Origin of the sequence: Candidatus Litorirhabdus singularis (assembly GCF_026262625.1) — a bacterium.
GTDB classification, from domain to species: Bacteria; Pseudomonadota; Gammaproteobacteria; order Pseudomonadales; family Halieaceae; genus Litorirhabdus; species Litorirhabdus singularis.
Genome location: NZ_SHNN01000002.1, coordinates 120,637 through 144,465, shown reverse-complemented (window position 1 = coordinate 144,465; position 23,829 = coordinate 120,637). Strand labels below are relative to the sequence as shown.

Here is a 23,829-nt window from a genome sequence, read left to right as displayed (position 1 = left end):
AGGCGCTGCGCAGACTAGTCTAGCAACACGGTAACCGGCATGCCCTGACGCAGACCATTATCGGTGTCTGTTACGACAATACGCAGACGATAAACCAGATCTGTACGCAGAGCCGTGGTTTCTACATTCTTGGGCGTAAATTCTGCTCGCGGTGAAATAAAGCCCACCTGCCCCTGATACTTAACCCCTGAACTGTCAGAAGTCACGCGTACGCTCGCGCCCGGCTTTACCAGCCCCAATCGGGGTTCATCCACATAGGCGCGCACATACACCGTTTCAGTCAGCGACAGCGCATAGACGGGGGTACCCGCCATCACCATGGCACCGGGCTCATGAATACGTGACATCACAATGCCTTTGCTGGGCGCTACCAGACGCGTATCGTCAACCTGAGTGACAGCCTGTTCACGCTGTGCGCTGGCCATAGCCAGTGCCGCCTGCGCAGCGGCTATATCTTCCATACGGGAACCCTCTACGGCTAAAGCCAGCGCCTCGCGATTTGCCTGTAACTGCGCCGCGCTTTGATCGCGCATGGACAAGGTTCTGTCCAACGTCCGCTGGCTACTCATCTTCTGCACCACCAGTTTGCGCTGGCGCTGCAATTCCAGCTCAGCATCTTCCAAAGCCGCCTCTGCTTTCTCGGTCAACGCTCTGGCCTGCTCAATTTCCTGCGTGCGCGAACCATGCTGCAAACGTTCCAGCTGCGCCCTGGACTGGTCCTCACGCGCTACTGTCACCGCCAATGCCTGCTGCAACGGCAGCGGGTCTAACTGCGCCAAAAGATCTCCAGCTTGGACTGCGTCGCCCTCTTCAAAGTACATCGCTTGCACGCGACCCGAGACCCGAAAGGCCGGCTGCACTTGCCGAATATCAACGTTTCCATAAAGCACAAGATCGTTACTATCACCTTCGCCAAACCAGTGTTCATAGCTGACCAATAGCAACAGGCCAAGCAATACCACTACCACCACAGGTATTAGTTTTTTCATGTATTGACCTCTCGATTATTGTTATTGCCGCGAGTAAGTTGCGCGGCAATAGAGTGTTTGAGCTGCACGCGGACAGCAGCCCCACAAAGATCACATTGAATACTACGGCAGGCTCTTGTTGTCCCCGCCGGAGCCCACTCAGGGTTGAATCGGGTGCAGCATGATGTTTCGAAACTGCACCGGATGACTCTCGGATTGCAACGCTATATAGCCGCTATCGAGCAGCAACTGTCCAGCGTCGAGGCCTTGCAGTAATGCCTTGGCGTCAACATCAGTCGGGTCAAGCTGGGGCCGGGTGTATTCCAGCACCAGCTCACCGTCGACGAAGTGACGGATCATCTCAGAGCCCCATACCTCTACCTCCAGTTGCACCCAGCGATCACCGGCGAAGCTATTGGAAAGCGAGTTAGTGCAATGGGTGGTGTAAACCTCTTCGCTGCCAAACCACACCAAATTGGTGGCCGGCGTACACACATTGCCGGTACTGCGGTGCTCGTCTTCACGCGCACCTAGTAATTGCACTTCGATGGAGGCGGGAAAGTACTGCTTTAAAGACATGCTGGCGGGGCTCTGGCTATGCACCATCACACCGCTGTTACGCCAAGCCCAGAACATAGTGGGCGAGTCGGTGGCCTGCTCGCCCAGAAAACGGTATTCCAGACGCAGCACATAATAAGAATAAGGCGTGTCATAGAACAGGTTACCGAAAGTGTTATCAAACTCGGTGTAGCGGTCGTAGTTGACGCTGATAACACCGTCTTCGACCCGATAGGTGTCAGCATAATTGTCCCCGGCCTCATAGCCGGTAATTTTTGTAGTCCAGCCATCCAGATTTTCACCATTAAACAGTGCTATCCACTGTGCATCAGCCTTCAGGCTAGCCGTATAAGGGGGCTCAACCGGACGAATCTGCTCATAAAGTGGAATAAAGAAAAAAGCGCTGTACAGGTAATAGCCCGCACCCAGCAATAGTAACGCCACACCTGCATAAAGGGGTTTCTTCGACATCAGGATTCCTCAACTATTATTATTACACCAGAGCCACAAACTAGACCTCGTCGGGCACCTGATAAAGCTCCTGGTAGCGTTTGAACAAGGCGCGCTCCGTGGCTCTGCCGGCATCGACCTGATACTGATGCTGACCGAATTTACCCTTGGGTTTGCTGGCCAGGTAGTCCAGCATACGAGTGCGCGCCTCGGAGGATAATGACATACCAAAATGGTGGTAGATACCCTCAATACAAGCCATGGGGTCCTGCATCAGGTCTTGATACCGCGAGTCGGCAATGTTGGCCGCGGGCACAATACCCGCGTCACGCTGGTCTATGACCGTCTCTAAACGCTGCGCCGTCGCCTCCCCCATAATCATGTGCTCAAACATCTCGGCGTTAAACGGTTGATCGCTGCGCATGGAATAAAGCGTACCCATCAGACTTGTGGTGGAGGCCATACACTTAAGCGGGTCACGATGGGTTTGCACCACTCGCGCATCAGGATACACCGCCAGCAGGGTCTGCAAATGAATCTGATGCTCAGGCGCTTTCAATAACCAGCGCTGGCGCGGATTCTTCCACTGTAGAATTTTCAGAATATCGCGATGATAGCGGTACACCGGTTCGTAATCTGCCTGGGCACACCAGACACTGTAGCTCGGGGTCTGGTGCAGCGACTGAATATGATCGGATATAAACGTACCTGCCATTAGCAACCCGCACTCGGCAGGAATATCGCCGCGCATCTCGTGCATACTGGCAAACTCAGGCGCCACCCGGTTCCACTGAGTGAACAACTGGTCCGCGCGTTCAATGCGTGGATCTGTAGTGTAAGTTGCAGCGACCGGTGGCGGGCACGGCATCAGCGCCTCCCACATTTGCGGCACACCCACTTCCGGGTCGCGGGACAGTAGTTCAAACAAAATGGAGGTACCCGAGCGCGGTAAGCCGACAATCACCATGGGGGCGGCCAGCTCTTGCTGCAAAATTTCTGGATGGCGTTTCAGGGTATCTACCACCTGCAGGCGGCCGCTGAGCCAGAGGATAATATCGCTGCGCGCCATTAAACGCCCCATTAGCGTCAACTGCGCCTCGTCTTGCAGCGACTTCAGTAATACCGCGAACGGCTCGCGCCACAGTTCATCACCAAAATCGGTCAGCCCGGTACTTGCCTGAGCCCGGGACAGCAACGACTCGGCGTCCAGCGGTACCACCGCCGGCAGATCAAAATAGCTGCCTTCACGGTTGAGTTGCGTCAACCAGTCCGGATGAGGCGGGGCTACCCACTGTGGATTGTTTCCATCAGGGCCACTGGAATCGCTCATGCTGTGTTTCCTCTCATATGTGACCACCTACAGGCGATAGCGCCATTCTATGATGCTATTTGCATTGGCACCGAAACCTGAGGCAGTGGTAATCTATTAGCTCGCGCAACACGTAATTTACCCTATATCTGGCGTAAGCCTAAACCTGTCCCGACCTTAAAACTGATTAGTATGAAACCCTATGATTGATGTCGCACTGTTCCCCATCCCCAACTCGGTCAACTTTCCTGGCGTACCCTGCCCCCTGCACGTGTTCGAGCCACGCTACCGGCAGATGGTCACCCACTGCATCGAGCACAATATGTTCATGGGAGTGTGCCATACCGAGAAGGTGGTCCATGAAAAATCCAGCGACCAGACCGTGGCCGATGCGCTGAACAGCAATCAATCTACCTACAAGCCCTGGGATATTTTCTCCGCCGGGCCGGTGGAATTACTGGAAGAGCTCGATGATGGGCGTCTGCTAATTCAGGTAGATACCAGCGTGCGACTGCAATTGCGTGAAGAAAAGCAGACCCTGCCGTTTAGCATCTGGGCCTGCGAAGAGCTGCCTGATGTCGCCTGCGAGGGCCCGGCATTGGTAGAGCTGGAGCAGTCACAGGCCAAAATACTCACCCGCCTGCTGGCAATGACCCACGCCAACGAAGACGCACAGGAGATGCTGCAAAGTGAGTTTTGGCAGTCTATGCCCGCCACAAAGTTCAGCTTTGCGGTCGCCGGGCTACTGGGTATGCCGGCCGATACCTCCCAACACCTGCTGGAAATGACCGATGCCCAACAGCGCCTGACCACCGTATTGGACATGATTAACGCCATGGGGTCTGAGATCAACTGACCACGGTGATTCAAACTCAGGCACAGGTTCACTAGCCAATACAGTTGCCAGCGGCCAGCCCATTGGCGAGAATGAGTCGGAGCCGCGCGCCCACGCACGCGGTCCATTCATTTCCAGCACAGGCCCTGTAATGCTATGACCAAAATTGGCTGCCAGATGGCATTTAACGAATACACCGCTCCGGATTTTATTGGCGAGGCAGGAGCCTATGTCGAAGAACTGGGCTTTCACTCCTTATGGGTACCAGAACACGTGCTGTTCTTTTCCGAGTATGAGTCGCGCTATCCATACACCGAGGATGGCCGCATACAGGGCGACCCCCGAAGCCTGATAGACCCCTTCTCTGCCCTTACCTTTCTGGCCGCTCATACCCGCAGCATTCGTCTGGGCTCAGGCATTTGCATAGTGCCGCAGCGCAATCCGGTTTACACCGCGCGTCAGGTGTCTGATCTGGATTACCTGTCGGGTGGCCGGGTAGACTTTGGCATCGGCATTGGCTGGCTCAAAGAAGAATTTGCCGCCCTGGGCGTGCCCTGGCCTGACCGCGCCGGCCGCACACGCGAATGTGTAGCGGTGATGAAGACCCTGTGGTGCGACGAAGTGTCACACTTTCAGGGGAAGTATTTTAATATCGACAAGGCGTATCAGAACCCAAAACCTGTACAAATGCCGCATCCACCACTGATATTCGGTGGCGAAAGCGAGGGTGCTTTTCGGCGCGTGGCAGAGTTGGGACAAGGCTGGTATGGCTTCAACATGACCCCAGCGGGCATGGAGCAGAACCTGGCAGTGCTGGACGCCGCACTAGCGACAGCAGGACGCAGCCGGGAGGAACTGCAAATACATATTTCACCCGCTTACTCAGCGTCTGACAAAGCCAGTATTGCTGCCATGGCAGCCTTGGGTGCTGATCAGATTATTCTACCCGTTCTGGCCAGTACCAAAGACAAACTGGCAGATCGCGCCAAACGGGCACTGGAACTGGTACAGGGTTAGGTACAGGGGTATGTGCGGCTCGCGCTCGGCGTTGGGCTTTAATGCGCCAAGTCGCGCCGCGCTTCGTAAAAGGAACCGTGAAAATCGGCAAAGAAATCACCGACCTGCGGGTGGCTGACCGGTTCGCCAGAGTCGTCTAACAGCAGATTCTGCTCTGAGACATAGGCCACGTAGGTATTTTCGTCATTTTCAGCCAGCAGATGGTAAAACGGCTGGTCCTTGCGTGGGCGTACCTGTTCTGGAATTGACTCCCACCATTCGTCCGTATTGTTGAAGGTTGGGTCCACGTCATAGATCACCCCGCGAAAGGGATAAATACGATGGCGTACTACCTGACCGATGGAGAATTTGGCGTCGCGCTGTAACATGATTCTGATCCTGTGAGTCGAGGCGCAAGAATACCGCTTGCGACCACCACCACGCCAGCATTGCTTGATTATTCTACGGACTTGATCGGGGTCACATTACGCCCAACTCAAGTTGCCAGACTAACAACTAGTAGTTTATAGTTACTGACACACATATTACAGGAGCTGCGCCATGAGCGGTTGTCCCTTTGCTGACTTCACCAACATGATTGACCCGGATACCTATGCCAACGGTATGCCCTATGACGAACTGGCTCGTATTCGCGCCTCTGGGCCCATCCACTGGATGGAAGACCCCACCCGCGGCGTGCCCTACTGGCTGGTAACCGGCCGCAATGAAATCGACTTTATCTCCAAGCACCCGAAGGAGTTCTCCAGCCAGGAGCGCACCGCCCTGGCGGATGAATACGCTCAGGATGATATTGATGCCATTCATAGCAATATGACCATCAATATGGACCCGCCGCGCCAGATGAAGTCGCGCAAGGTGGTGCGGCCCAGTTTCACCCCGGCAGCCGTTAACTCCTATGCCGACCGCTTCCGCGATCTTGCCCGGGAAATTGTCGACAAGGTTGCCAGCCGCGGTGAATGCGAATTTGTTGAAGAGGTCGCCGCGGAACTGCCGTTGCTGGCCATACTGGAGCTGTGCGGCATTCCGGCAGAAGACCGCAAGGACTTCTTTCAGTGGACCAACGCCATGATCTTCAACCAGGACTCGGAGATGTCGGCTGACAAAAGCGTTGCCGAGGATGCCTCCTTCAAGGTTATTGAATACGCCATGAAACTGGCAGCAGAGCATGCAGAAAATCCAAAGGACAATATCATCGGCGCCCTGCTCGACGGCAACGGCAAAGACCCGGGCCTGGACATGGACGAGTTCGTCTGGTTCTTCCTGATGCTGATATCAGCGGGTAATGAGTCTACCCGCACCGTCACCAGTCACGCCATGCGCCTGTTGATGGATAACCCCGATCAGCTGCAATACCTGGTGGACAACCCCGACAAGATTCCTAACGCCTGTGAAGAGGTGCTGCGTTACAACACCGCCTTTATTCTGATGCGCCGCACCGCCATGGAAGACATGGAAGTGGGTGGCCAGCAGATCAAAAAAGGCGACAAGATCATCATGCACTACCACACGGTGAATCATGACGAGAGCGTATTTGGCGAAGACGCCATGAAGTTTGACGTCAAACGCGCCGAACGCATGCCCGACCTGTACAACCAGCACCGCGCCTTTGGCATCGGCCAGCATTTTTGCCTGGGCTCACACCTGGCACGGCTGGAACTGGTGGTGATGATGGAAGAAATTATTCCGCGCATCCGCAATCCCAAGCTGATGGAAGAGCTGGAGTACACCCGTTCTGATCTGGTCAATGGTATCAAGCGCATGTACATTACCTTTGATCCAGAGGTTAAGGATAAGGCTCAGAGCGCGGCTTAAGCCGCAATAACGATCGCGTTACACCCCGTAACGCGCTCCAGACTTATTCAGTCAGCGGTCGTTGGCGTTGCGGCACTGCTTTTTTGGGCGGTTTAACCAGCGGCGGTAGCGGTAGATTGTCGCGAGCAAACTCAGCATTCAGGCGCCGCATCGACCTATAGCTTGAACGATGTTCAGGAAATATTGCCAGCGCCAGCCGGTATTGCTCAATAGCCATCTCTGTATAACCCAGTTGTTCATAGCAGTAACCGAGTGCGCTGTAGAGCATGGGGCCGTGCTGCGGGTACTGATCCACATCCTCAAGCAGGTCTAGAGCGATATGACCAGCATGGTCATAATTACCCAAAAGAGATTCTTTATACATTGCCTGGACTTGTTCAAGCCGCTCTGGGGGCAAATCTTCACCGCTTACACCAAACGAGTAGTCAACTTCCGGTATCGGGTAAGTAGTTGTCGAAGGCTCTTGCACCGGACCAGGTAGCTCTGGACGCTGCTCTGCGGCCGGCATATCCGCCACAGGCAGCGCAGGGACAGCCGCAGCCATACCCGTGATACGAGCCGACTCGGTAGCGGGCTCTAGCCAGAGCCAGAACATCACCACCACTACGCCCAGCAAACTCAGGCCCATCAATGCCCGCATGATCTATCTGCCGGTACTAGAGCTAGTCAGCCAATTGGTTTAAAGGCTGTCGTAGACTTCCTGTGCCTTGGCGTAGCCAGCATAGTTCTTGGCAGCATCAACCAAGACCAATTCCAGCTGTTGTTTGGCTTTTTCAATATCGCCGTTTTTGGCGTAAGCCAACCCCAGGTGATAAAAGTAGTCATAACCGCGACCACCGGCCGCCTGCGCAGCCTCTAGCAAACTAATGGCCTGCGGAACGTTACCCAGGTGATATTGCAGCCAGCCGACAGTATCAATCAGAGCCGGACTGTTGGAGTCCTCAAAACCCAGGGTCAAGCTCTGGGCGCGCCGGAAGTTTTCCTCACTGGGATAGTGATCGATCAACAAAGCCGCCAGATTGTTGGCGACGCCTTGTGAACTCTCATCCAACTTATAAGCTTCTTCAAGTGTCGCCAAAGCATCGTCATAGGCACCCCGCTCCTGAAAGCGCAGCGCCAGTTCCATCCGCAGTGTTACATTATCTGGATTAGCCACGATACCGCGCTGATAAAGATCCTCCAGTTCGGCTCGTTTCCCCTGCATGAAATAAACGCGCGCCAGAGCCAGGTAGGTCTGAACTTGTTGCGGTGCGACCTCAAGCGATTGCTCCAATATCGCAGCCGACTCGTTTGGCTGCTGATTGGCAAGGTATAGCTGACCCTGAATGCCGTACAGCTCAATCGCTTCAGGAAACTTCTGCAAATACTCGTCGACAAGCGCTATACCGCTGTCCAGGTCACCGTTACCCGCATACGCGCGTGCCGCTAACGGTACCGCTGCCAGTAAGTCAGGTTGTGCCTTCAGCACAGCACTGGTCAGCTCCAGGGTTTTATCGAAATCACCACGCCTAAGTTCAACCCCTGCACTCAGCAGGTCTGCTAGCACCTTCTTGGTATCATCGCCCGCAAGCTGCTCAAGCAACTTCTCAGCCTTGTCCCAGCGGCCTTGCTGTGAATAGATTCCAGTCAGCAAATTGATTGACTGCAAATTGCTCGCGTCTTGCTTAAGCACGTTCTCCAGGTTTTCAATCGCGCTATCATAGTCTTGTCGAGCGGCCATAATCCTGGCGCTCTGAAACAGGGCAATTGTGTTGTCCGGAGCGAGTTGCAGCACGGACATATAATTATCCAGTGCAAGACTGGTAGAGCCGTCCTTTTGATGTGCATCGGCCAGCATCAACATGGCCCGCACTGAATCGGGCGTAGAACGCAGAACCATCCGCAAGTCAGGTATGGCACCACGAAAGTCACCTTCCTGCAGCTTCAGGGAGGCACGGGCCAGCAGTGCGCCGCTGTTTTCAGGCTCTACTTCCAAAGCTTCTGCAATCCACTTCTTGGCCGCAGGAATATCCTTATCCTGACGCGCCAGCAAAGTCAGCGCATTACGCGCAGATTGCGCGCTGGCACCATTCACATCGTAATCAAACGTCTCCAGTAGCACTTTTTTGGCACCATCGCGGTCGTTTGCAGAAACCAGCGCCGTTGCCAGGTTTTGTCTTAGCACGAAGTTCTCTGGTGCCTCTTTAACATTCGACTCCAGCTCAGCAATAGCCGCTTCGACGCTGACATGCTTGAGCAAATAACGAGCCAAATGGATTTTAAGTTCGTCGGCTTCCGGATTTGCCTCTACCGCACCGCGCAGCAATTGCTCTGCCTCATCAGGCATAAACTTTTGCACATAGTATTCAGCAAACTGAGCAACCTGAGTGTAATTCTCTGGTTCCAACTCCATCAGCAATTTGTACTCTGCAATAACCGCATCAGAGTCACCCTTAAACTCCAGAATTTGCATGCGCAATTTGTGCAGGCTAACGATTTCAGGTTCAGCTGCGATGCCAGCATCGACAAAGGCAAGGGCTTCATCAGGCGCTTCCTTGGCCTTGAGACCCACCATAATAGCGATGGCGCTGACCTCTGCAGGGTTTACCTGCAATGCCTGGAGCGCATACTCTTCGGCCTTTTGCAGGTCTCCACCTTTGGCCTCCAGGCCAGCCAGCACACCCAGTGCCTTGGCATTGTCTGGAGACAGCTCCAGCGCCTTTTCAGCATGCCCACGGGACTTTTCAAGGTCATTAAGCGCTAGCGAGAGCTGCGCGAGCTTGATGTTGGCCTCGATATGACTGGGATCTTGCTCAACGACGAGATTCAGTGCGCCAAAAACTTTGCGCCACTCCTGTTGCTCTTCGGCGATGAGCGCAGACAGGAAACGGGCATCGTTATTCTTGGAATTAATCTGCAGCACATTTTTAACGTCTAGCGTAGCCTTTTCATAATTGCCAGCGTCAAAGTGCTCCTGCGCCCGCTCCATATACTTGGTTTCTCTTTCTTCACTGCCACCACAGGCTGCGAGAAGTCCACACAGACAAACCATCAATAAAGGGCCACGGGCCCGTCTGATTAACTGCAACATGTTCAACTCCACTATTTGTTTCCGCTTCATGAGAAAAAGACCGCCAGCATTCCTGCTAACGCACACCCGACCGCGAACGCTGCCGCCCGGGTGCCTCTGTTCAGTATAAATTCACTGGCATACATTAGTAATGCCACTATTAATGCAATAAAGCCCACTTCATTCTGCTGCAATACCTCAAAAGGCAATTGTGGTAGCACGATCAGCACCAACAACAGCAACAAATCTTGGGTCGTCAAAGAAAACTCCTGCTTACGGGTCATACGAACCGCCAGCACCAAGGCTATCAACAGCACCAGCAAATAGGCGATGAGCGCCTTAAACGAGGTATCCGCGGCATCTAACCCCACCACCCAATAGGCAAACACCACGCTGACCGCATAGAGTCCTATGCGATAGACAATCTTTAGCCGCTCGCGCAGAGAAACAATGCAGGTGATCGCGAAAGTCAATATTATGGCGCCCAGCCCGGCCCACCAACCCGAAAGTCCACCGAGAAAAATTGCACTGGTCACATAAAAACCGCCCAGCAAGATCGCCAACAGCATCGCCGAATTATGGAAATACCAATCGAGTCGACGTAAATATCGGTTACGTCTCTCTGTACCAGTATGCTGGCGCTGTTTATACCTGAACTGCCACTCATTCCAATTGCCAAGTAACAGGGCCCCGAGAATGACAATAACGAACGCCGCATAAAAAGCTGCAACCACATAGTCATGCTCAAACCGCAGCCAAAACGCTGACACCATAAGCACAGTCTGCAGAACATAGATAATGGCGACGACTTCTGCGTGACGAAAGCCCAGCTTACCTATCTGGTGATGAAAGTGCTCTTTATCGGGTCCCGGCAATGGCAGCTTCTTATGCACCCGAACCGGCACTACCTGCAGGATGTCCATAATGGGGATACCCAGCAGTAGTATGGGTAGGAAAGCACTATAGGGTGACGTACCACTCTGCGTGACTTCAATGGCCAAGCAAGCGATAACAAAGCCGAGAAACTGACTACCAGAATCCCCCATAAAGATATTCGCAGGAAAGGTGTTGTAGCGTAAAAAACCCAGCACTCCACCCACCAAGGTTACTGATACCAGGGCCGCTACCGTATCTCCTGACTGCACCGCCAGTGCGAATATCAGCAACAGCACCATAATCGAAGTACCGGCAGCCAAACCATCCAGACCGTCGGAAAAGTTAACGCCGTTTACCACACCGATCAGAAAGAAAAAGGTCACCGGATAAGCGATCCAAACCGGCACCGCTGAAAGGCCAAAAAAGGGAAACTGCTCCGCCACGATACCACCGGACATAACAACTACTGCAGCCAGGCCCTGTCCAAATAGCTTCCATTTGTAGTTTAGTTCAAAGCGATCATCCAAAAGACCAAACAGAATGATAATGGCACTGCCAATGAACAGGTATACGATATAGCCATCAAACGGCAGCAGGAAAAATAGTGGAATAGCTGCCCCGACGATAATGCCCAAGCCTCCAGTGCGCGGCATGACCTTCTCATGGACTTTACGCTCCGCAGAAGGGTCGTCGACCAAGCCCAGACGAGCCGACACTCTGATCAAGAGTGGGATCAGTGAAATTGTCAGAAAAAGAGCAACCGTTAGGCTGTAAACATACTCCATTACTAATCAGCAGCAGGCGCCAAGGAAGAAGAATCAATACCCTGCGATAAAGCAGCGTCTGCGCCAGGCAGATATCTGGGCATAATCGGATAGAAATCCCTAAGGAACTCTTGTAAGCGCGCATCCGCATTTGCAACATCCTCGCCGGGAGGAACCACAGTTACCAGTCTCACTAACGCCCCATCTGAACGCTGCATGGTTAACCCGTCGCTGAATAAGTACCACTTGGCCAAATATTCGTTGGTAATCACTCGACCGCGCTGAGCAAACCAGTAATACACCAATTGAGAATGCTCGCCTTTGGATATCATCAGCCGGTTAACATTGAGGCCCGCAAGGCCCTTCTCGGCCAGGTCAACCTGAGTCAGACCAGAGATCTTCCAGCCACCGCCGGGGATGCAAGAGCGCGGGGAGTGAATGGAAGAGCCGGTTCTTTGCGACTCGTAGTAAGCCACATAGAAATTGACCGGGATTCTATCGCCGCTTTTACGGTAGTTCGCCTGAATATAGTCGGGGTAGTCTAGTGCTTCCAGTATGTTGGCCTCTAACACAGATTCCTTACCTACCCAGTCGCCACGCAACAAAGGAAAACTAATAAACGTGTTTCTCAAAGGGGTATATTCCTCACGATCATCGATATAGATTGATGTGGGCAGCGCCAGTGCCAGCAAAATCGTACTGGTAATAAGAGCAACGTTGAACTTACGCTGCCCTGGCGCAATAGCCTTTATCTCAGCCAAAGTTGGATACGACAAGTCAATCAGGTCGAGAGGCGACGCCTTGCGCCCGATTACGTAGTTAAGAAACAGCACCAGCAAGAACAGCACGCCAAGACAGGCCATAAATACAAACCAGCCTTCAAAGTCGTGGAGAAAGCCTTCGGCCATCTCAATGCCCCAATACTCGACCGTTACGCCAATAACGCCAATGCGGAAACTATTCATGAGAATGGTAATAACAATAGTGCTGAGGAAAATGGTCCATTTGTGCCAGTTAGGGCCGTTGTATACATAGGCGATAAGGAAGCCGAAACTCATCAGCGGGAATAGGTAGCTCAAGCCACTACACGCTTCAACCACCTGAAGCTGATAAACGCCGAGATCAATTACGTTACCGGTGGTGTAGACGCTAATGCCAAATAGTTTGATTACCGCCACGCCGATCTCCGTGGAGATCAGCTGCAGACGTTCAGACAGACCACGATACAGAAACACTGGCAGAGGAATCATAAAAACTAAGTAGACGAAAGCGGCCCATGTTTTTCGAAAACCACGCCAGCCGAATACACTAATTGCCAGAGCAACTAACGAGAGCAAAAAACTGTAGTGGACAATGATGAACAGGGAACTCATCTCACCCAGGAACCAACCCAGAATTGCGCCCACCATTAGGAAGGGACCCAGCCAATTAGCGCGCCAATCCAGCGCGACCAAAGCGGGTATTTTCTGATAGAACAGGAACATGGCCACCAAAGGAATCATATAACCATGGCTATATTCCTCTACATTCGCCCATCGATACTCCATCTCGACGAATCCATCGAAGAAGATATAGGCGAGACAAGCTGCAGCAACCGCCAAGGCTGACCACAAAAAATATGATCCAGATGTCCTGGTTGCGGATTGCCTAGCGGCTGATTCAGGCATAATCACATTACTGCCTTGTCTAAAATAAAAGAGGCAATCATTAAGTATTTCATATCTTTTCAGCCAACTAAATTCAGTTTCACAGAATCACAACGGAAGGCACCTGCAGAGGGCCACTAGAGAACCCATTTGACTACCACCAAGTGTTCCTCTCAAAAACATATTTATGGCATAGAAAAAGGGGATTTGCCAGATGTCAGCAGGCAATCTGTGAAGCGGTTCCAATTCTTGACAAAGCGAAGTTCTAAACCCCCGCTACCTCACCTGTATTAGAGAGAAACCAGTCATATGCGTTTGCCAAACCTTCTTCCAGTTCAAACTGCGGCTGCCACCCAAGCGAGTGTAGACGAGCTACGTCCATCAGCTTCCGAGGGGCACCGTCTGGCTTAGTTGTGTCGTGGACAATATTCCCTTTATAGCCGACTACGGTCCCTACCAGTTTTGCCAGCTCCGCAATAGTGACATCCACACCTGTGCCCACGTTGATATGAGAGAGCATCGACTCAACATTGTCCCAGTAAACGGACTTATCCAATTCCATAGCGTGGACACTACCCGCCGCCATATCATCCACATGCAAAAATTCGCGCATAGCCTTGCCGGTACCCCAAACCACAACTTCTTTTTCACTCCGTACCTTCGCTTCGTGAAACTTACGAATTAGCGCAGGGATTACATGACTGTTCTCGAGATGGTAGTTATCGCCAGGACCATAGAGATTCGTAGGCATAACCGAGCGATAATCCGTACCGTACTGACGATTATAGGACTCACACAATTTAATACCGGCTATTTTGGCTAACGCATAGGGCTCATTGGTTGGTTCTAGTACTCCGGTCAACAGAGCGTTTTCCTTCATCGGTTGGGGTGCTAGTTTTGGGTAAATACAAGAGCTTCCCAGAAACAACAACCGATTCACCCCGCTTAACCAAGAAGCATTAATGACATTCGCTTCTATCATAAGGTTCTCGTATATGAACTCCGCAGGATAGGTGTTGTTCGCGTGAATACCACCCACTTTGGCCGCCGCCAAGTACACTTGCTCTGGTTTCTCCCGCGCTAAGAAACCCTGGACAGCTGCTTGAATGGTTAAATCAACAACTCCACGATCCGCAAGGAGTATATTCTCGTATCCCTTCTGCCGAAGATTTCGCACAATGGCGCTCCCAACCATTCCGCGGTGTCCTGCTACAAATATTTTTGGTTGCTTCACGTCCGCTATTCCTCGATTAGAGATACTTCGTAGCCATGATCTTGCAACAATTTGAAACGCTTAGCGTTATCCAAATCATGGGAAATCATTTCAGCAACCAAATCTGCAAACGTTATCTGAGGTGTCCAGCCAAGCTTCTCCTTTGCCTTCGTAGGATCACCTAGCAGTGTTTCTACCTCTGTAGGTCTAAAGTAGCGAGGGTCAACGCGCATGATAGTCTTGCCAAGAAGTCCATCTGTCAGACCGAGGCCACGCTCCTCTACTCTTATTACCGTTGCTGTCTCTTCAATACCCTCACCGCGCCATTCCAGTTGCAGTCCAAGCTCGCTACAGGAGGCTTGAATAAACTCGCGAACCGAATACTGTACGCCTGTTGCAATTACGAAGTCCTCTGCCAAATCCTGCTGCAGCATCAGCCATTGCATCTCGACATAATCTTTGGCGTGCCCCCAGTCTCTTTTGGCGTCGATATTCCCCATGTAAAGGCAGTCTTGAGCACCCATAGCAATATTTGCCAATCCTCTCGTAATCTTTCTCGTTACAAAGGTTTCACCGCGTCTAGGGGATTCATGGTTAAACAGTATTCCATTACAGGCATACATACCGTAGGCCTCACGATAATTGACAGTAATCCAATAGGCGTACATTTTTGCCGCAGCGTAGGGAGAGCGCGGGTAAAATGGGGTCGTCTCACGCTGCGGAACTTCTTGGACTAAACCATATAGTTCTGAAGTAGAGGCTTGATAGAACTTGACAGTTTTCTCCATTCCGAGCAAGCGAATAGCTTCAAGAATTCGCAAGGTACCCAGGGCATCAACATCCGCTGTGTATTCCGGTGATTCGAAAGAAACCGCAACATGGCTCATTGCACCCAAGTTATATATTTCGAGGGGCTGTATTTGCTGAATCAGACGCACTAAATTTGAGGTATCACTCAAATCGCCGTAATGAAGGAAAAAGTTTACATCCGTTTCGTGGCTATCGTGATAGATATGATCCACTCGCTCGGTATTGAATGACGAAGCACGCCTCTTAATGCCATGTACTTCATAGCCTTTTTCAAGAAGGAGCTCTGCCAAGTAAGAACCGTCTTGGCCTGTAACCCCTGTAATCAGCGCAATTTTTTGCTCGCCCATTTAATTACCCATCTCTCTTAAAGTTTCTTCAAGCTAAAAGTAAAGGCCATCGACAACCTTCTTATAGCACTACTGTTCACAAAAAAATACTCGACATCAGATATGCAACCGATCTCGACCTTCTCATCTCGGAATTATAATATCTCAAGTCAGCACGTATATTGCCCTACTAAATCGGCTTTAAATAGATAAGCAAAGCACAAATCAACTCAAAATATTGTGAAAGTGCGAGTCAGTCGGCCTCACATAAATTCTCATAGTACTGAAGTGGCTGCAACCCACAGTTTTGTCCAAGTAAAAGGCCTCCAAGAATTCGAAATACTAGGAACATTGAGGTGCTATTTTTCTAGGATATACTTAGGACTACGTACTCAAATCGCCAATAGTGTGGTCAGCAAGTTCCGCGTAACAGCTCATCAAGAAGCGCGCGGCATTAGGTGCCATAAAGTTTCTATTCGCATAATCATGATTCGCCTCGGCTATACGGTACAAACTATCCGGGTCTGCAATAAGTCGCTTGATACCTGCCGCAACATCATCACTATTGCGGTGTGCCACGATCACACCCATGTCAGGTTCAACGAAAAAATCCTTAATCCCACCCACAGGACACGTCACGACAGCCATCCCGAATGCCATGGCTTCTAACACTGAAGTGGGCATGCCTTCCCCGTAAGTAGATGGAAAACTATATATATGGTGTGACGCAAGCAACTGCTTCTTTTCATCCCCCCTGACGTCTCCAACGACATCGATGTAATGGCCGCCCGGGTCATGCAACCGAGCAAATGCTTTTACCTCCGCCATGTCTTCGCCATCACCTGCAACGGTGATTCGGATTGGATGACCCTCAAGCCGGAGCTTAGAAATAGCTTCCATGGACTCTAAAGCTCCTTTGTCTCTGGCCAATCGGGCTAAAAATAGCACACTTAGCGTAGATTCATCGCGCATTGCAGCCAGCTTATCTTCAATCGAAAAACCATAAACGAGATCGCTTGAGACCGTCGTGGTCGCCAATCTAACTGGCCCCTTTACATCCCATTGCAGTAACTTAGATTGAAAAGATGACGCCAGTACCACGAGTGTACTAGCTTTAAAGTACACTCGCCTAAAAAGGAATAACCACCTCTTTTCCAAAATTGCTTCAAAGCTTTTGTCCCAACCGTGGAAAAATACTACTATCGGTGAGCCAAAGAAAACTGCCTGCGAAATAAACATCCCATCTCTCAACACGCTCTTTAAACCCAGGGAGGGGTTAACATGAACGATATCTGGTTTGAACCTTCGTAAAGCTCCAAAAAATCTAATTTGGTCCATCAGTGGATGAAGCAAACCCAAAGAGGAATGCGTACCGCCAATTTCCATGTAGTCGGTCCCTAGATGCTCGGCCTCGCGGAGATGCGGTAGTACCGAACTCCAGTAACCAGCGACGCCACCGGGATCCGCTAGAGACGGGCCAGTGATTAGTACTTTCAAAATCCCATCAACTCAATAAACATGATTTCAACATTTCGCCATCTCGCTTTATCTTATTTTACTATTGTACAAGTGCAACTTTACACCACGAAAGAAACCGTGCTCTTGCCGCGCTGCCTGAGATAGATGATAACCATCTAGCAACTTCCTCATGAACAAGATGACTTTCCACGGGCTACGATAAGATGTTGCTAGTCTGGGCTCATAACCGGCAGCCAGCATTCCATTAAAAGCCATTTCCTCAATTTTTTTCAATTCTTTGGGTGTCAACTCAGTTTCAAACTTGCCCTTATTAGTAGGAATTATCTCTGTTTGGCCACGGGTTTCACCTAGGTTTTCTGACGGCTTTACCAGAGTAAGCATTTCTGCGCTGAATTCAAGTTCGAGCATATTGCAGATACTGCGCAACACCACCTCAGGTGACTCAATAAGAGTTTCATAATTGACTTGTAGGTAGCGTTCACCCAGAACCCTCCCCTCTACCCTCCCCTTCGTTACACTCTGCCCCCAGCGATAGGACGCTCTGTACTTATTTTTGCCCCAGGCTTTGGAGATGGAAAGACAATAATCGCGAACATCCCGCACGATGTGTATTACCCTCGCGCGCGGATAAATATCCGCGATAAGTCCAACATGATTTATGTAAGAGGGACTTTTGTCTCCCCAAATTATATCGCTTCCATACCGATTGTTCGTATCCGCTCGCACAAGCGCCTCAAAAATTCCCGCTGGTGTATATTCCTGGATATAGCTCTTCCACATGACCTGCGTCATAGGGCGATTATCCTGCCTTAGGTATTCAAAAAATAATTGCTTCGACACTCTTGAAAAAAATTTATCAAAGTTTGCCTCAACGGATAAATCACCAAAGTCCGGCCACTCTTTTACCAACATAGGCAAAATAACTGACTCCGTCTCGGGAATACGAATATTAGGATGCCTATTTAGAAGGTCTCTAAGTAACTTTGTTCCGGACCTAGGCATACCAACCAAAAATACCGGGGCTGACTCACGGGATTGATTATTGGCATTAGACATCATCACTGGTCTGCTAACTGGAGCCTACCTTCAATAAAACGGCGGAGGGGGTCGGCATGAACCCGATAGTCGAAATTCTCCTGAGCGATTTTACGCCCACTTAATCCAATAGCCTTACTTCTCATTAAGTTTTTGATAACGTACGTCATACAACTGGCTATAGAAGCCACGCTCTCCGGCTCAGCCAAAAGAGCGGTCTTTTTGTCCTCCAAGTAGATTTCAGTGTCTCCAACACGAGTAGCAATAACTATCGTGCCGGAAGCAAGGTACTCCCCTATCTTAGTGGGGAAACCGAAATTCGCGTACTTACTATTGGTCCGACAGCTTAACAGAGCATTTGCATTCTGATACGCCCACACGAGCTCGGCTCTACTCAGCATACCGGGGAAAATCACATTTTCCGGCAAGGAATTTTCCAGAAATACAGCTCTGACCTTATCTTTGTCGCTGTCGCTCACGTTTCCAGTGAACACTAGGAAAATGTCTGGCGTCTTTTTCAAAACTTCAATGAACGCCGCGACAATATACCCCACACCATCTTTTTCCACAAAGGAGCCAGAGTTCAAGAAGTAAACCTTCCCTTCTAACTCTTTCACAAAGCTAGCCGATGTCTTCCTGTAAACTTCGCAATCAATCAGAATAGGCAACAGAAAAAGTTTTTCCTCCGATATACCTTTCTCGCGGTAGAAATCAGAAATCGTATGAGAAATCGGAATTATACCACTGGCCACACGCGGTGAAATCCACTCCATCCATTTCTCTGTGAAATCAAACATTCTCACGATGGCATGCCGCGTGATACCGCCAGTGGTCTTACTTCTAATTTCGCAGGCCTCGACAAATACAGGTATCCCTTTCATGACGGCGATCAGCATCGGCAAGCTATGCTTCAAAAAGCTAGGAGTATAAAAAATAATAAAATCCAAGCGATCTGATGATCTAGGGAATGCTAGCAATCGAACCCCGCCAATCAACCCTCTCAGGGTATCCAATACAGCCATTGGAAGCGAAACCGGCCTGACTACACTCCCACTCAGGTACCTGAAGCGTATGCCTTCAACTTCACCACATACAGAGGCATTTTCTGGGACCTTTTTCTTAAGCGTCGCTTGTAATATCTCAACGGCGATGCCTAACCCAGTCGACTGGCCTGTTTTCGAGATCATCTTGAGCCTTGTAGCAGTGGCGTTTCCCTCAGGAAAGTCGCCCAGAGCCATCAAAACGCCACCCATACTCACATATCTCTCGTTCATGTTAACGCTACTTGTATCGTGAGGACTTAAACAAACTTGCTTTAATAACCCGGGCAAGATCAATAGGGACATTTGCGTAATTTGTCTTCGCTGAGTTCAAAGAATCGAGCAACTCTTTCTTATTGTAACCCATCAAATCAAGCCTATCGTCGCCCACCCAATCTAAGTATCGCCGACACCACCAGCGGCGAACCGGACTACCCAGTGTTGTCTTCCATTTTTCGAGGGGCTCAGCAGCTATTGATCGATAGCTCTTTTGGCCCGTCTTGTCTCCCATCTGCCCCTGCAGTTCAACATTGTAAAAAGAGGACACGCATACAGGGTCGTAATCCAACCCCAAGTAGTCAAACATGTTAAGAAACACATCCTCAGGCGAGGAAACCATATCCTCATATCTCACCGCGTGAATTCGCTCGGGGTAGTTTTGGCAGGCCTTGGCGAGACTATCAACGCCACTAAATAAATCTACGTGATAGTTCTGTAACCTCCATGCACCGCCGTAGCTATGTATCCGAGATCCAAGAGTCGCGAGTGGATTTCGCCACAACACAACAAATTTGGCTTCGGGGAATGCTTCAAGCAGATGATGTATAATCAGATGGTATCTCGGTGTCTTGTCCAGAAAGTAGCTGGCGTTTACCTCAGAAGCAAGACTGCCGTATAAGGTTTTCGCAAAATTCACCACTGCGTCGTGATATCCCTTAATGCCACCTGGAAGTACCCTACAAAAGTCATGTACAGCACTCTCTAAGGTTTCCTGCGAATACTCTGCCTTACATAAACCTGATTCGAATGCAGTATAGAGCGGTAGCATTACCCATGGTTCCGAGGCAGTCGCAATTTCACAGTGCGTAGCCAGTACACGTTGCGCAAGAGTGGATCCGGATCTAGGTAGAGAGATCAGAAAAATCGGAGTCACATTTTTCATAAACTACCCAAAAGTCCTAACCGGTCGTTCTCGCCGTATCCAATTGAAGCTTATTAGTGTCCCCAACATAATCCACATCATGTCACTTTGACCAGGATAAAACTGAACAGCAACGAATATAGCCGCTGTACTGGCAACAACCAGGGCAGACTCGTTTTGCAATAGAGGCGCAGTGCCTGGTTTGCTTCCGCCTCTGTAGGAGAGCCAAAAAAGGCCTGCGATACAAAGCGTGCCCATCAAACCACTGTTCAGCATCAACTTAATCCACATGTTGTGAATGTGATTCGCCAGCGTTGCCCACTCGGCATATGACCTGAAGCTTAATCCGAGCGGCTCATTCACGATCAAATTTAGCGCAAGTGAATAACTCTCCAGGCGCTGAACTGCAGTGTTCTCTGCTCTTGATCCACCAAGGGCGCTTACCCAACCGACAATGGAGTCACCAAAAACTACGATAATACCTGGAAAAATAATCGCAGCAGAAACAAATAGCCCAGCGACGGCTGTCCGGTAGCTTCCTTTAGCGTTCAAGAGGAGCTTCCATAACCAGTAGACAGCTATAGCGATAAGCGTACCAAAAAGCACATTTCGTGACTGGGATCCGACAAGACCAGCTAGCAGTCCGGCCCATAATACGAGCTTTACCAAGGGTGCTCCCAGCAACCCCAACTCACTTCGGCCATGAGATATTAGTAAGACTGACACAAAGCCATAGAGAATAGACAAGTCACCGTAGTTGCTGAATAAGCCTACTGATTTTGGCAGTAGGCCCTCTCCGATGCGGCTTTCGGCAAATCTCTCTACCGGGAGCTCAATGATACCCAGCGCTACAAAGAAAACTGAAATTGCTCCAAACATCGTAACCCACACCAATAAGCGCTTCATTATTTGGAATGTCCAAAGATCTCGGAGATAGAGCATAGGCAAAACAAAGTAGAGTCCATCTCGAAGGATCTGCCAAGCTCGTGGTTTCAGTAAGTCAGAGTGATTCACAAACTTTAAAAGACCGAACAACCCAGCGAGGGTATACAAGCCTATCGCTAGTAAAAGCGTCTTATACCGGTATAACGCCAAGGTTCTGTCACGAACCTTGGGAAGAAGGATCGCCAAGAGGACGAGCGCCGGCGCCAGCAAGTTGTCGAGAGAATAGGTGCCAATTACGGAGTAGCGGTGAAATGGTACAGCCAAAACCCATATTGAAAACAAAACAAAAAGTATCCCATGCCTTTGAGTATAGTTCGCTGACCGCCCATCAGTTACCGTTCCAAGACCGGATGTCAATAGTTGAGTCTTCATCATTCACTAACGCAAATTTCAATCATTGATTTCATACTCTAAGCATCCTTGAAAATTCAGTTTTTCCCAAAATCGAGATTAACTCGTCAATATTTTCCACCAACTCATCATGGCTACCAGGGTTAATTCTTAACATATCAGATTCCAGTGACGAGTATGAGCATCCGAGAAACTGAACGCATTCACCCAGATACTTTTTTTCTAATGACAGATTTTCATAAGATACTTCCAAGTAGGGCAAACCAAGTCCGCGCAATAGCATCGAGAATAATCGCTGCTCCCTCTGTCGCTTTTTCAGCTGCGTCAAAAGCGCTAACGGCTCTACGTAAATTTTCGATTGTTTCAACTTTGGCTGCTCGCGCATATGTGCTACTCCGCGAGCGGCCTTGACCATACTAGACAGAACAATATCCAGTAGATTGGAACGGACAAGATGAATAACGTGCACATTACGACTCTTCATATAGCACAGCGTTTCTGGCATTCTCGCTATCTGAGTGTACATCACTTTCAACCCTAGAGCCTTTACTTCGGGGTGAGCACTGAAAACCCGATCAAGATAACTATATATACCTAAGGGGCGCAGCATCTTCCCGGCGCCACTTAAAGACTTTTGATAGCTTTTCCAATACACAATGTCTTTATATCTCCCCCAGTCAGGAGTGCCCTCCCCTTTTAGTAGCAACAGCTCTGTATAACTGACGATGTCATGATGACTATTCAGGAGATCTGTCAGCCAGGTTGACCCGCTTCGCTGAGTTGAGACGGTAACAAACTTAATCCTATCTTCGTTCATACGCAAAGCAGTACCCAGCCTCATTGTCGTTTTTCTACACGTTCGCAGACCTGACGATAGAGCAGCCTCAATGCCTCTAAGAAGTACTGGCCGCTTGCAAATGAGATTATGTCTAGCTTTCGCCACGCGACCCATGCCATAAGTATGTTCTGGACTGCCAGCCCAGTGGCATAGCCAATAGCAGCGCCGACAGCACCAAGACTTCCTACCAAAATTAGGCTAACAATAAGTCCGAAAACACCGCCGCCAACACTCGCGTAGACAAGCAGACTTTGCTGATCTGACATCTGCAACAGTACACCCGGAGAACCAGTGAAGACGTTTACAGCCTGACCAGCTGCCAAAATGGAAAGCACCAAAGCCCCGGATCGAAAAAACTCACCGTAAACAATGCCGAGTACATTTTCTGAAAAAACGAGCAAGAGCATAAGCAACAAACATGCCGGTAAGGCAACGAGCGATGCAGTTGTCCGCATTAACCTCTCCAGCTTATCTTTTTCGCCCTGCGCGAAAAGCTCGGCAACGGAAGGAGGAACCACATGATTAATTAAGGTCAGTGGCAACTGAACAAGTTTCATCAAACGAAATCCCGCTCCATAAATCGCTACCTGTTCAACTGTGGACATGCCGCCCAAGAGCCATAGGTGCATTTCTCCAATAGCCAACAGTGAAAAGCTGGAAACGAACAATGGCGCACTCAGGCGCACCGTTCTCCCAAGCGCCACGCCTGAAACAGCGGGCAACCTAGACCAGTGATATTTCCAGATCAGCCACACTCCCGTCAGCACAGTAATAGCAAGAGCTATCAATGTCGCTCCCACCGCCTGAGTTAGCGTAGCGTGGCCTACGAATATCATCAAAAATGCTAAAGCAACGACATTTAGTAATTGCGTCTGCGCACCTTCGTACACCGCAGCCAGTTTTAGGTTTTGGAAACCGCGGAACGCCTTTGAAATAAGCATCTGCGCACTCCTCAAAACGATCCAAACTGCAGTGATACCAACCGTTAAGGCAACGCCTTGCGATTCAAAGACGTGCTTCGCCAGTAGTTCACCAGCTCCCACCCAGTATCCCCCGGCAACGACCGCTGATCCAATAACAGCGATTATCACTATGGAGCGAATGGAACGCACAACCCCGACTTCATCCTTCAAGGCCAAGCCGCCCGCAATGAGCTTTACAATAGCCTGATGGGTACCGAACTGTGCGAGGGTTGAACCCAACAATGCAATGCTTGCAAGTACGAAATACACGCCCATCTCATCAGGAGACAGCATGCGGGCCAGCAGCATCGAAAGTAACAAGCCACATAACGCCTGGATACCCCGACTTCCAGCCATCCAAACACCACCAGATAGCAGGCGCTCTCCGAGTGACATACGCGTTTT

The 23,829-nt window shown here is 50.3% G+C and carries 20 protein-coding genes; 3 read left to right on the top strand and 17 right to left on the bottom strand.

The window, feature by feature from the left end; translation table 11 throughout:
• Positions 1 to 14: 14 nt before the first annotated feature.
• The 3 genes from hlyD to EYC98_RS09030 all read right to left on the bottom strand — a co-directional run bounded on the left by hlyD (position 15) and on the right by EYC98_RS09030 (position 3,306).
• On the bottom strand, positions 15 to 989 hold the full coding sequence (gene hlyD, locus EYC98_RS09040) for a secretion protein HlyD (protein WP_279245021.1): 975 nt from the start codon (positions 987 to 989) through the stop codon (positions 15 to 17).
• A 138-nt stretch (positions 990 to 1,127) separates the two neighbouring features.
• Entirely contained in the window at positions 1,128 to 1,997 is an 870-nt protein-coding gene (locus EYC98_RS09035) for a 3-keto-disaccharide hydrolase (protein WP_279245020.1), read from the bottom strand.
• Positions 1,998 to 2,037: 40 nt separating this feature from the next.
• Positions 2,038 to 3,306: a sulfotransferase family protein gene (locus EYC98_RS09030; RefSeq protein ID WP_279245019.1), complete on the bottom strand. Its 1,269-nt coding sequence runs from the start codon at positions 3,304 to 3,306 to the stop codon at positions 2,038 to 2,040.
• A gap of 181 nt (positions 3,307 to 3,487) precedes the next feature.
• Between EYC98_RS09030 and EYC98_RS09025 the strand changes: the two genes are divergently transcribed.
• Both EYC98_RS09025 and EYC98_RS09020 read left to right on the top strand, forming a co-directional pair.
• A complete protein-coding gene (locus EYC98_RS09025; protein WP_279245018.1) occupies positions 3,488 to 4,141 on the top strand; it encodes an LON peptidase substrate-binding domain-containing protein in 654 nt (217 codons plus the stop codon).
• Positions 4,142 to 4,276: 135 nt separating this feature from the next.
• On the top strand, positions 4,277 to 5,137 hold the full coding sequence (locus tag EYC98_RS09020) for an LLM class F420-dependent oxidoreductase (RefSeq protein WP_279245017.1): 861 nt from the start codon (positions 4,277 to 4,279) through the stop codon (positions 5,135 to 5,137).
• Positions 5,138 to 5,175: 38 nt separating this feature from the next.
• Here EYC98_RS09020 and hspQ read toward each other — a convergent pair whose 3' ends face one another.
• The gene (gene hspQ / locus EYC98_RS09015) at positions 5,176 to 5,505 is read right to left on the bottom strand and encodes a heat shock protein HspQ (RefSeq protein ID WP_279245016.1); all 330 of its coding nucleotides are present in this window, start codon (positions 5,503 to 5,505) and stop codon (positions 5,176 to 5,178) included.
• Between the two features lie 172 nt (positions 5,506 to 5,677).
• On the opposite strand from hspQ, the gene EYC98_RS09010 reads away from it, so the two are divergent.
• Complete coding sequence (locus tag EYC98_RS09010; protein WP_279245015.1) at positions 5,678 to 6,949, top strand: cytochrome P450; 1,272 nt, start codon at positions 5,678 to 5,680, stop codon at positions 6,947 to 6,949.
• A 43-nt stretch (positions 6,950 to 6,992) separates the two neighbouring features.
• On the opposite strand, the gene EYC98_RS09005 is transcribed toward EYC98_RS09010, so the two are convergent.
• The 13 genes from EYC98_RS09005 to EYC98_RS08945 form a co-directional block, all read right to left on the bottom strand.
• The gene (locus tag EYC98_RS09005; RefSeq protein ID WP_279245014.1) at positions 6,993 to 7,589 is read right to left on the bottom strand and encodes a tetratricopeptide repeat protein; all 597 of its coding nucleotides are present in this window, start codon (positions 7,587 to 7,589) and stop codon (positions 6,993 to 6,995) included.
• Between the two features lie 39 nt (positions 7,590 to 7,628).
• Entirely contained in the window at positions 7,629 to 10,019 is a 2,391-nt protein-coding gene (locus EYC98_RS09000) for a tetratricopeptide repeat protein (RefSeq protein ID WP_279245013.1), read from the bottom strand.
• Positions 10,020 to 10,045: 26 nt separating this feature from the next.
• Entirely contained in the window at positions 10,046 to 11,590 is a 1,545-nt protein-coding gene (locus EYC98_RS08995) for an MraY family glycosyltransferase (RefSeq protein WP_279246059.1), read from the bottom strand.
• Between the two features lie 71 nt (positions 11,591 to 11,661).
• Complete coding sequence (gene xrtD, locus EYC98_RS08990; protein WP_279245012.1) at positions 11,662 to 13,251, bottom strand: VPLPA-CTERM-specific exosortase XrtD; 1,590 nt, start codon at positions 13,249 to 13,251, stop codon at positions 11,662 to 11,664.
• A gap of 298 nt (positions 13,252 to 13,549) precedes the next feature.
• Complete coding sequence (gene fcl / locus EYC98_RS08985) at positions 13,550 to 14,518, bottom strand: GDP-L-fucose synthase (protein ID WP_420887172.1); 969 nt, start codon at positions 14,516 to 14,518, stop codon at positions 13,550 to 13,552.
• A gap of 5 nt (positions 14,519 to 14,523) precedes the next feature.
• Complete coding sequence (gene gmd / locus EYC98_RS08980) at positions 14,524 to 15,654, bottom strand: GDP-mannose 4,6-dehydratase (RefSeq protein WP_279245011.1); 1,131 nt, start codon at positions 15,652 to 15,654, stop codon at positions 14,524 to 14,526.
• 363 nt (positions 15,655 to 16,017) lie between these two features.
• Positions 16,018 to 17,019, bottom strand: coding sequence for a glycosyltransferase family 4 protein (locus EYC98_RS08975; RefSeq protein ID WP_279245010.1), 1,002 nt, complete (start codon positions 17,017 to 17,019; stop codon positions 16,018 to 16,020).
• 159 nt (positions 17,020 to 17,178) lie between these two features.
• Entirely contained in the window at positions 17,179 to 18,171 is a 993-nt protein-coding gene (locus EYC98_RS08970) for a sulfotransferase family protein (RefSeq protein WP_279245009.1), read from the bottom strand.
• On the bottom strand, positions 18,171 to 19,421 hold the full coding sequence (locus tag EYC98_RS08965; RefSeq protein WP_279245008.1) for a glycosyltransferase: 1,251 nt from the start codon (positions 19,419 to 19,421) through the stop codon (positions 18,171 to 18,173). Before EYC98_RS08965 ends, EYC98_RS08970 begins: the two co-directional genes overlap by 1 nt.
• A 7-nt stretch (positions 19,422 to 19,428) precedes the next feature.
• Positions 19,429 to 20,349 carry a sulfotransferase family protein gene (locus tag EYC98_RS08960; RefSeq protein WP_279245007.1) on the bottom strand — a complete coding sequence of 307 codons (921 nt, stop codon included), beginning with the start codon at positions 20,347 to 20,349 and terminating at the stop codon, positions 19,429 to 19,431.
• Between the two features lie 3 nt (positions 20,350 to 20,352).
• Positions 20,353 to 21,648, bottom strand: coding sequence for an O-antigen ligase family protein (locus EYC98_RS08955; protein WP_279245006.1), 1,296 nt, complete (start codon positions 21,646 to 21,648; stop codon positions 20,353 to 20,355).
• A 28-nt stretch (positions 21,649 to 21,676) separates the two neighbouring features.
• Positions 21,677 to 22,441: a sulfotransferase family protein gene (locus EYC98_RS08950; RefSeq protein ID WP_279245005.1), complete on the bottom strand. Its 765-nt coding sequence runs from the start codon at positions 22,439 to 22,441 to the stop codon at positions 21,677 to 21,679.
• A gap of 20 nt (positions 22,442 to 22,461) precedes the next feature.
• Positions 22,462 to 23,820, bottom strand: coding sequence for an oligosaccharide flippase family protein (locus tag EYC98_RS08945; RefSeq protein WP_279245004.1), 1,359 nt, complete (start codon positions 23,818 to 23,820; stop codon positions 22,462 to 22,464).
• Between the last annotated feature and the right edge of the window lie 9 nt (positions 23,821 to 23,829).

Excerpts from the sequence above, each read along its gene's own strand:
- hlyD (WP_279245021.1), bottom strand. The coding sequence starts at position 989 with ATGAAAAAACTAATACCTGTGGTGGTAGTGGTATTGCTTGGCCTGTTG.
- EYC98_RS09035 (WP_279245020.1), bottom strand. The coding sequence starts at position 1,997 with ATGTCGAAGAAACCCCTTTATGCAGGTGTGGCGTTACTATTGCTGGGT.
- EYC98_RS09030 (WP_279245019.1), bottom strand. The coding sequence starts at position 3,306 with ATGAGCGATTCCAGTGGCCCTGATGGAAACAATCCACAGTGGGTAGCC.
- EYC98_RS09025 (WP_279245018.1), top strand. The coding sequence starts at position 3,488 with ATGATTGATGTCGCACTGTTCCCCATCCCCAACTCGGTCAACTTTCCT.
- EYC98_RS09020 (WP_279245017.1), top strand. The coding sequence starts at position 4,277 with ATGACCAAAATTGGCTGCCAGATGGCATTTAACGAATACACCGCTCCG.
- hspQ (WP_279245016.1), bottom strand. The coding sequence starts at position 5,505 with ATGTTACAGCGCGACGCCAAATTCTCCATCGGTCAGGTAGTACGCCAT.
- EYC98_RS09010 (WP_279245015.1), top strand. The coding sequence starts at position 5,678 with ATGAGCGGTTGTCCCTTTGCTGACTTCACCAACATGATTGACCCGGAT.
- EYC98_RS09005 (WP_279245014.1), bottom strand. The coding sequence starts at position 7,589 with ATGCGGGCATTGATGGGCCTGAGTTTGCTGGGCGTAGTGGTGGTGATG.
- EYC98_RS09000 (WP_279245013.1), bottom strand. The coding sequence starts at position 10,019 with ATGTTGCAGTTAATCAGACGGGCCCGTGGCCCTTTATTGATGGTTTGT.
- gmd (WP_279245011.1), bottom strand. The coding sequence starts at position 15,654 with ATGGGCGAGCAAAAAATTGCGCTGATTACAGGGGTTACAGGCCAAGAC.
- EYC98_RS08975 (WP_279245010.1), bottom strand. The coding sequence starts at position 17,019 with ATGGAAATTGGCGGTACGCATTCCTCTTTGGGTTTGCTTCATCCACTG.
- EYC98_RS08970 (WP_279245009.1), bottom strand. The coding sequence starts at position 18,171 with ATGATGTCTAATGCCAATAATCAATCCCGTGAGTCAGCCCCGGTATTT.
- EYC98_RS08965 (WP_279245008.1), bottom strand. The coding sequence starts at position 19,421 with ATGAACGAGAGATATGTGAGTATGGGTGGCGTTTTGATGGCTCTGGGC.
- EYC98_RS08960 (WP_279245007.1), bottom strand. The coding sequence starts at position 20,349 with ATGAAAAATGTGACTCCGATTTTTCTGATCTCTCTACCTAGATCCGGA.
- EYC98_RS08955 (WP_279245006.1), bottom strand. The coding sequence starts at position 21,648 with ATGATGAAGACTCAACTATTGACATCCGGTCTTGGAACGGTAACTGAT.
- EYC98_RS08950 (WP_279245005.1), bottom strand. The coding sequence starts at position 22,441 with ATGAACGAAGATAGGATTAAGTTTGTTACCGTCTCAACTCAGCGAAGC.
- EYC98_RS08945 (WP_279245004.1), bottom strand. The coding sequence starts at position 23,820 with ATGTCACTCGGAGAGCGCCTGCTATCTGGTGGTGTTTGGATGGCTGGA.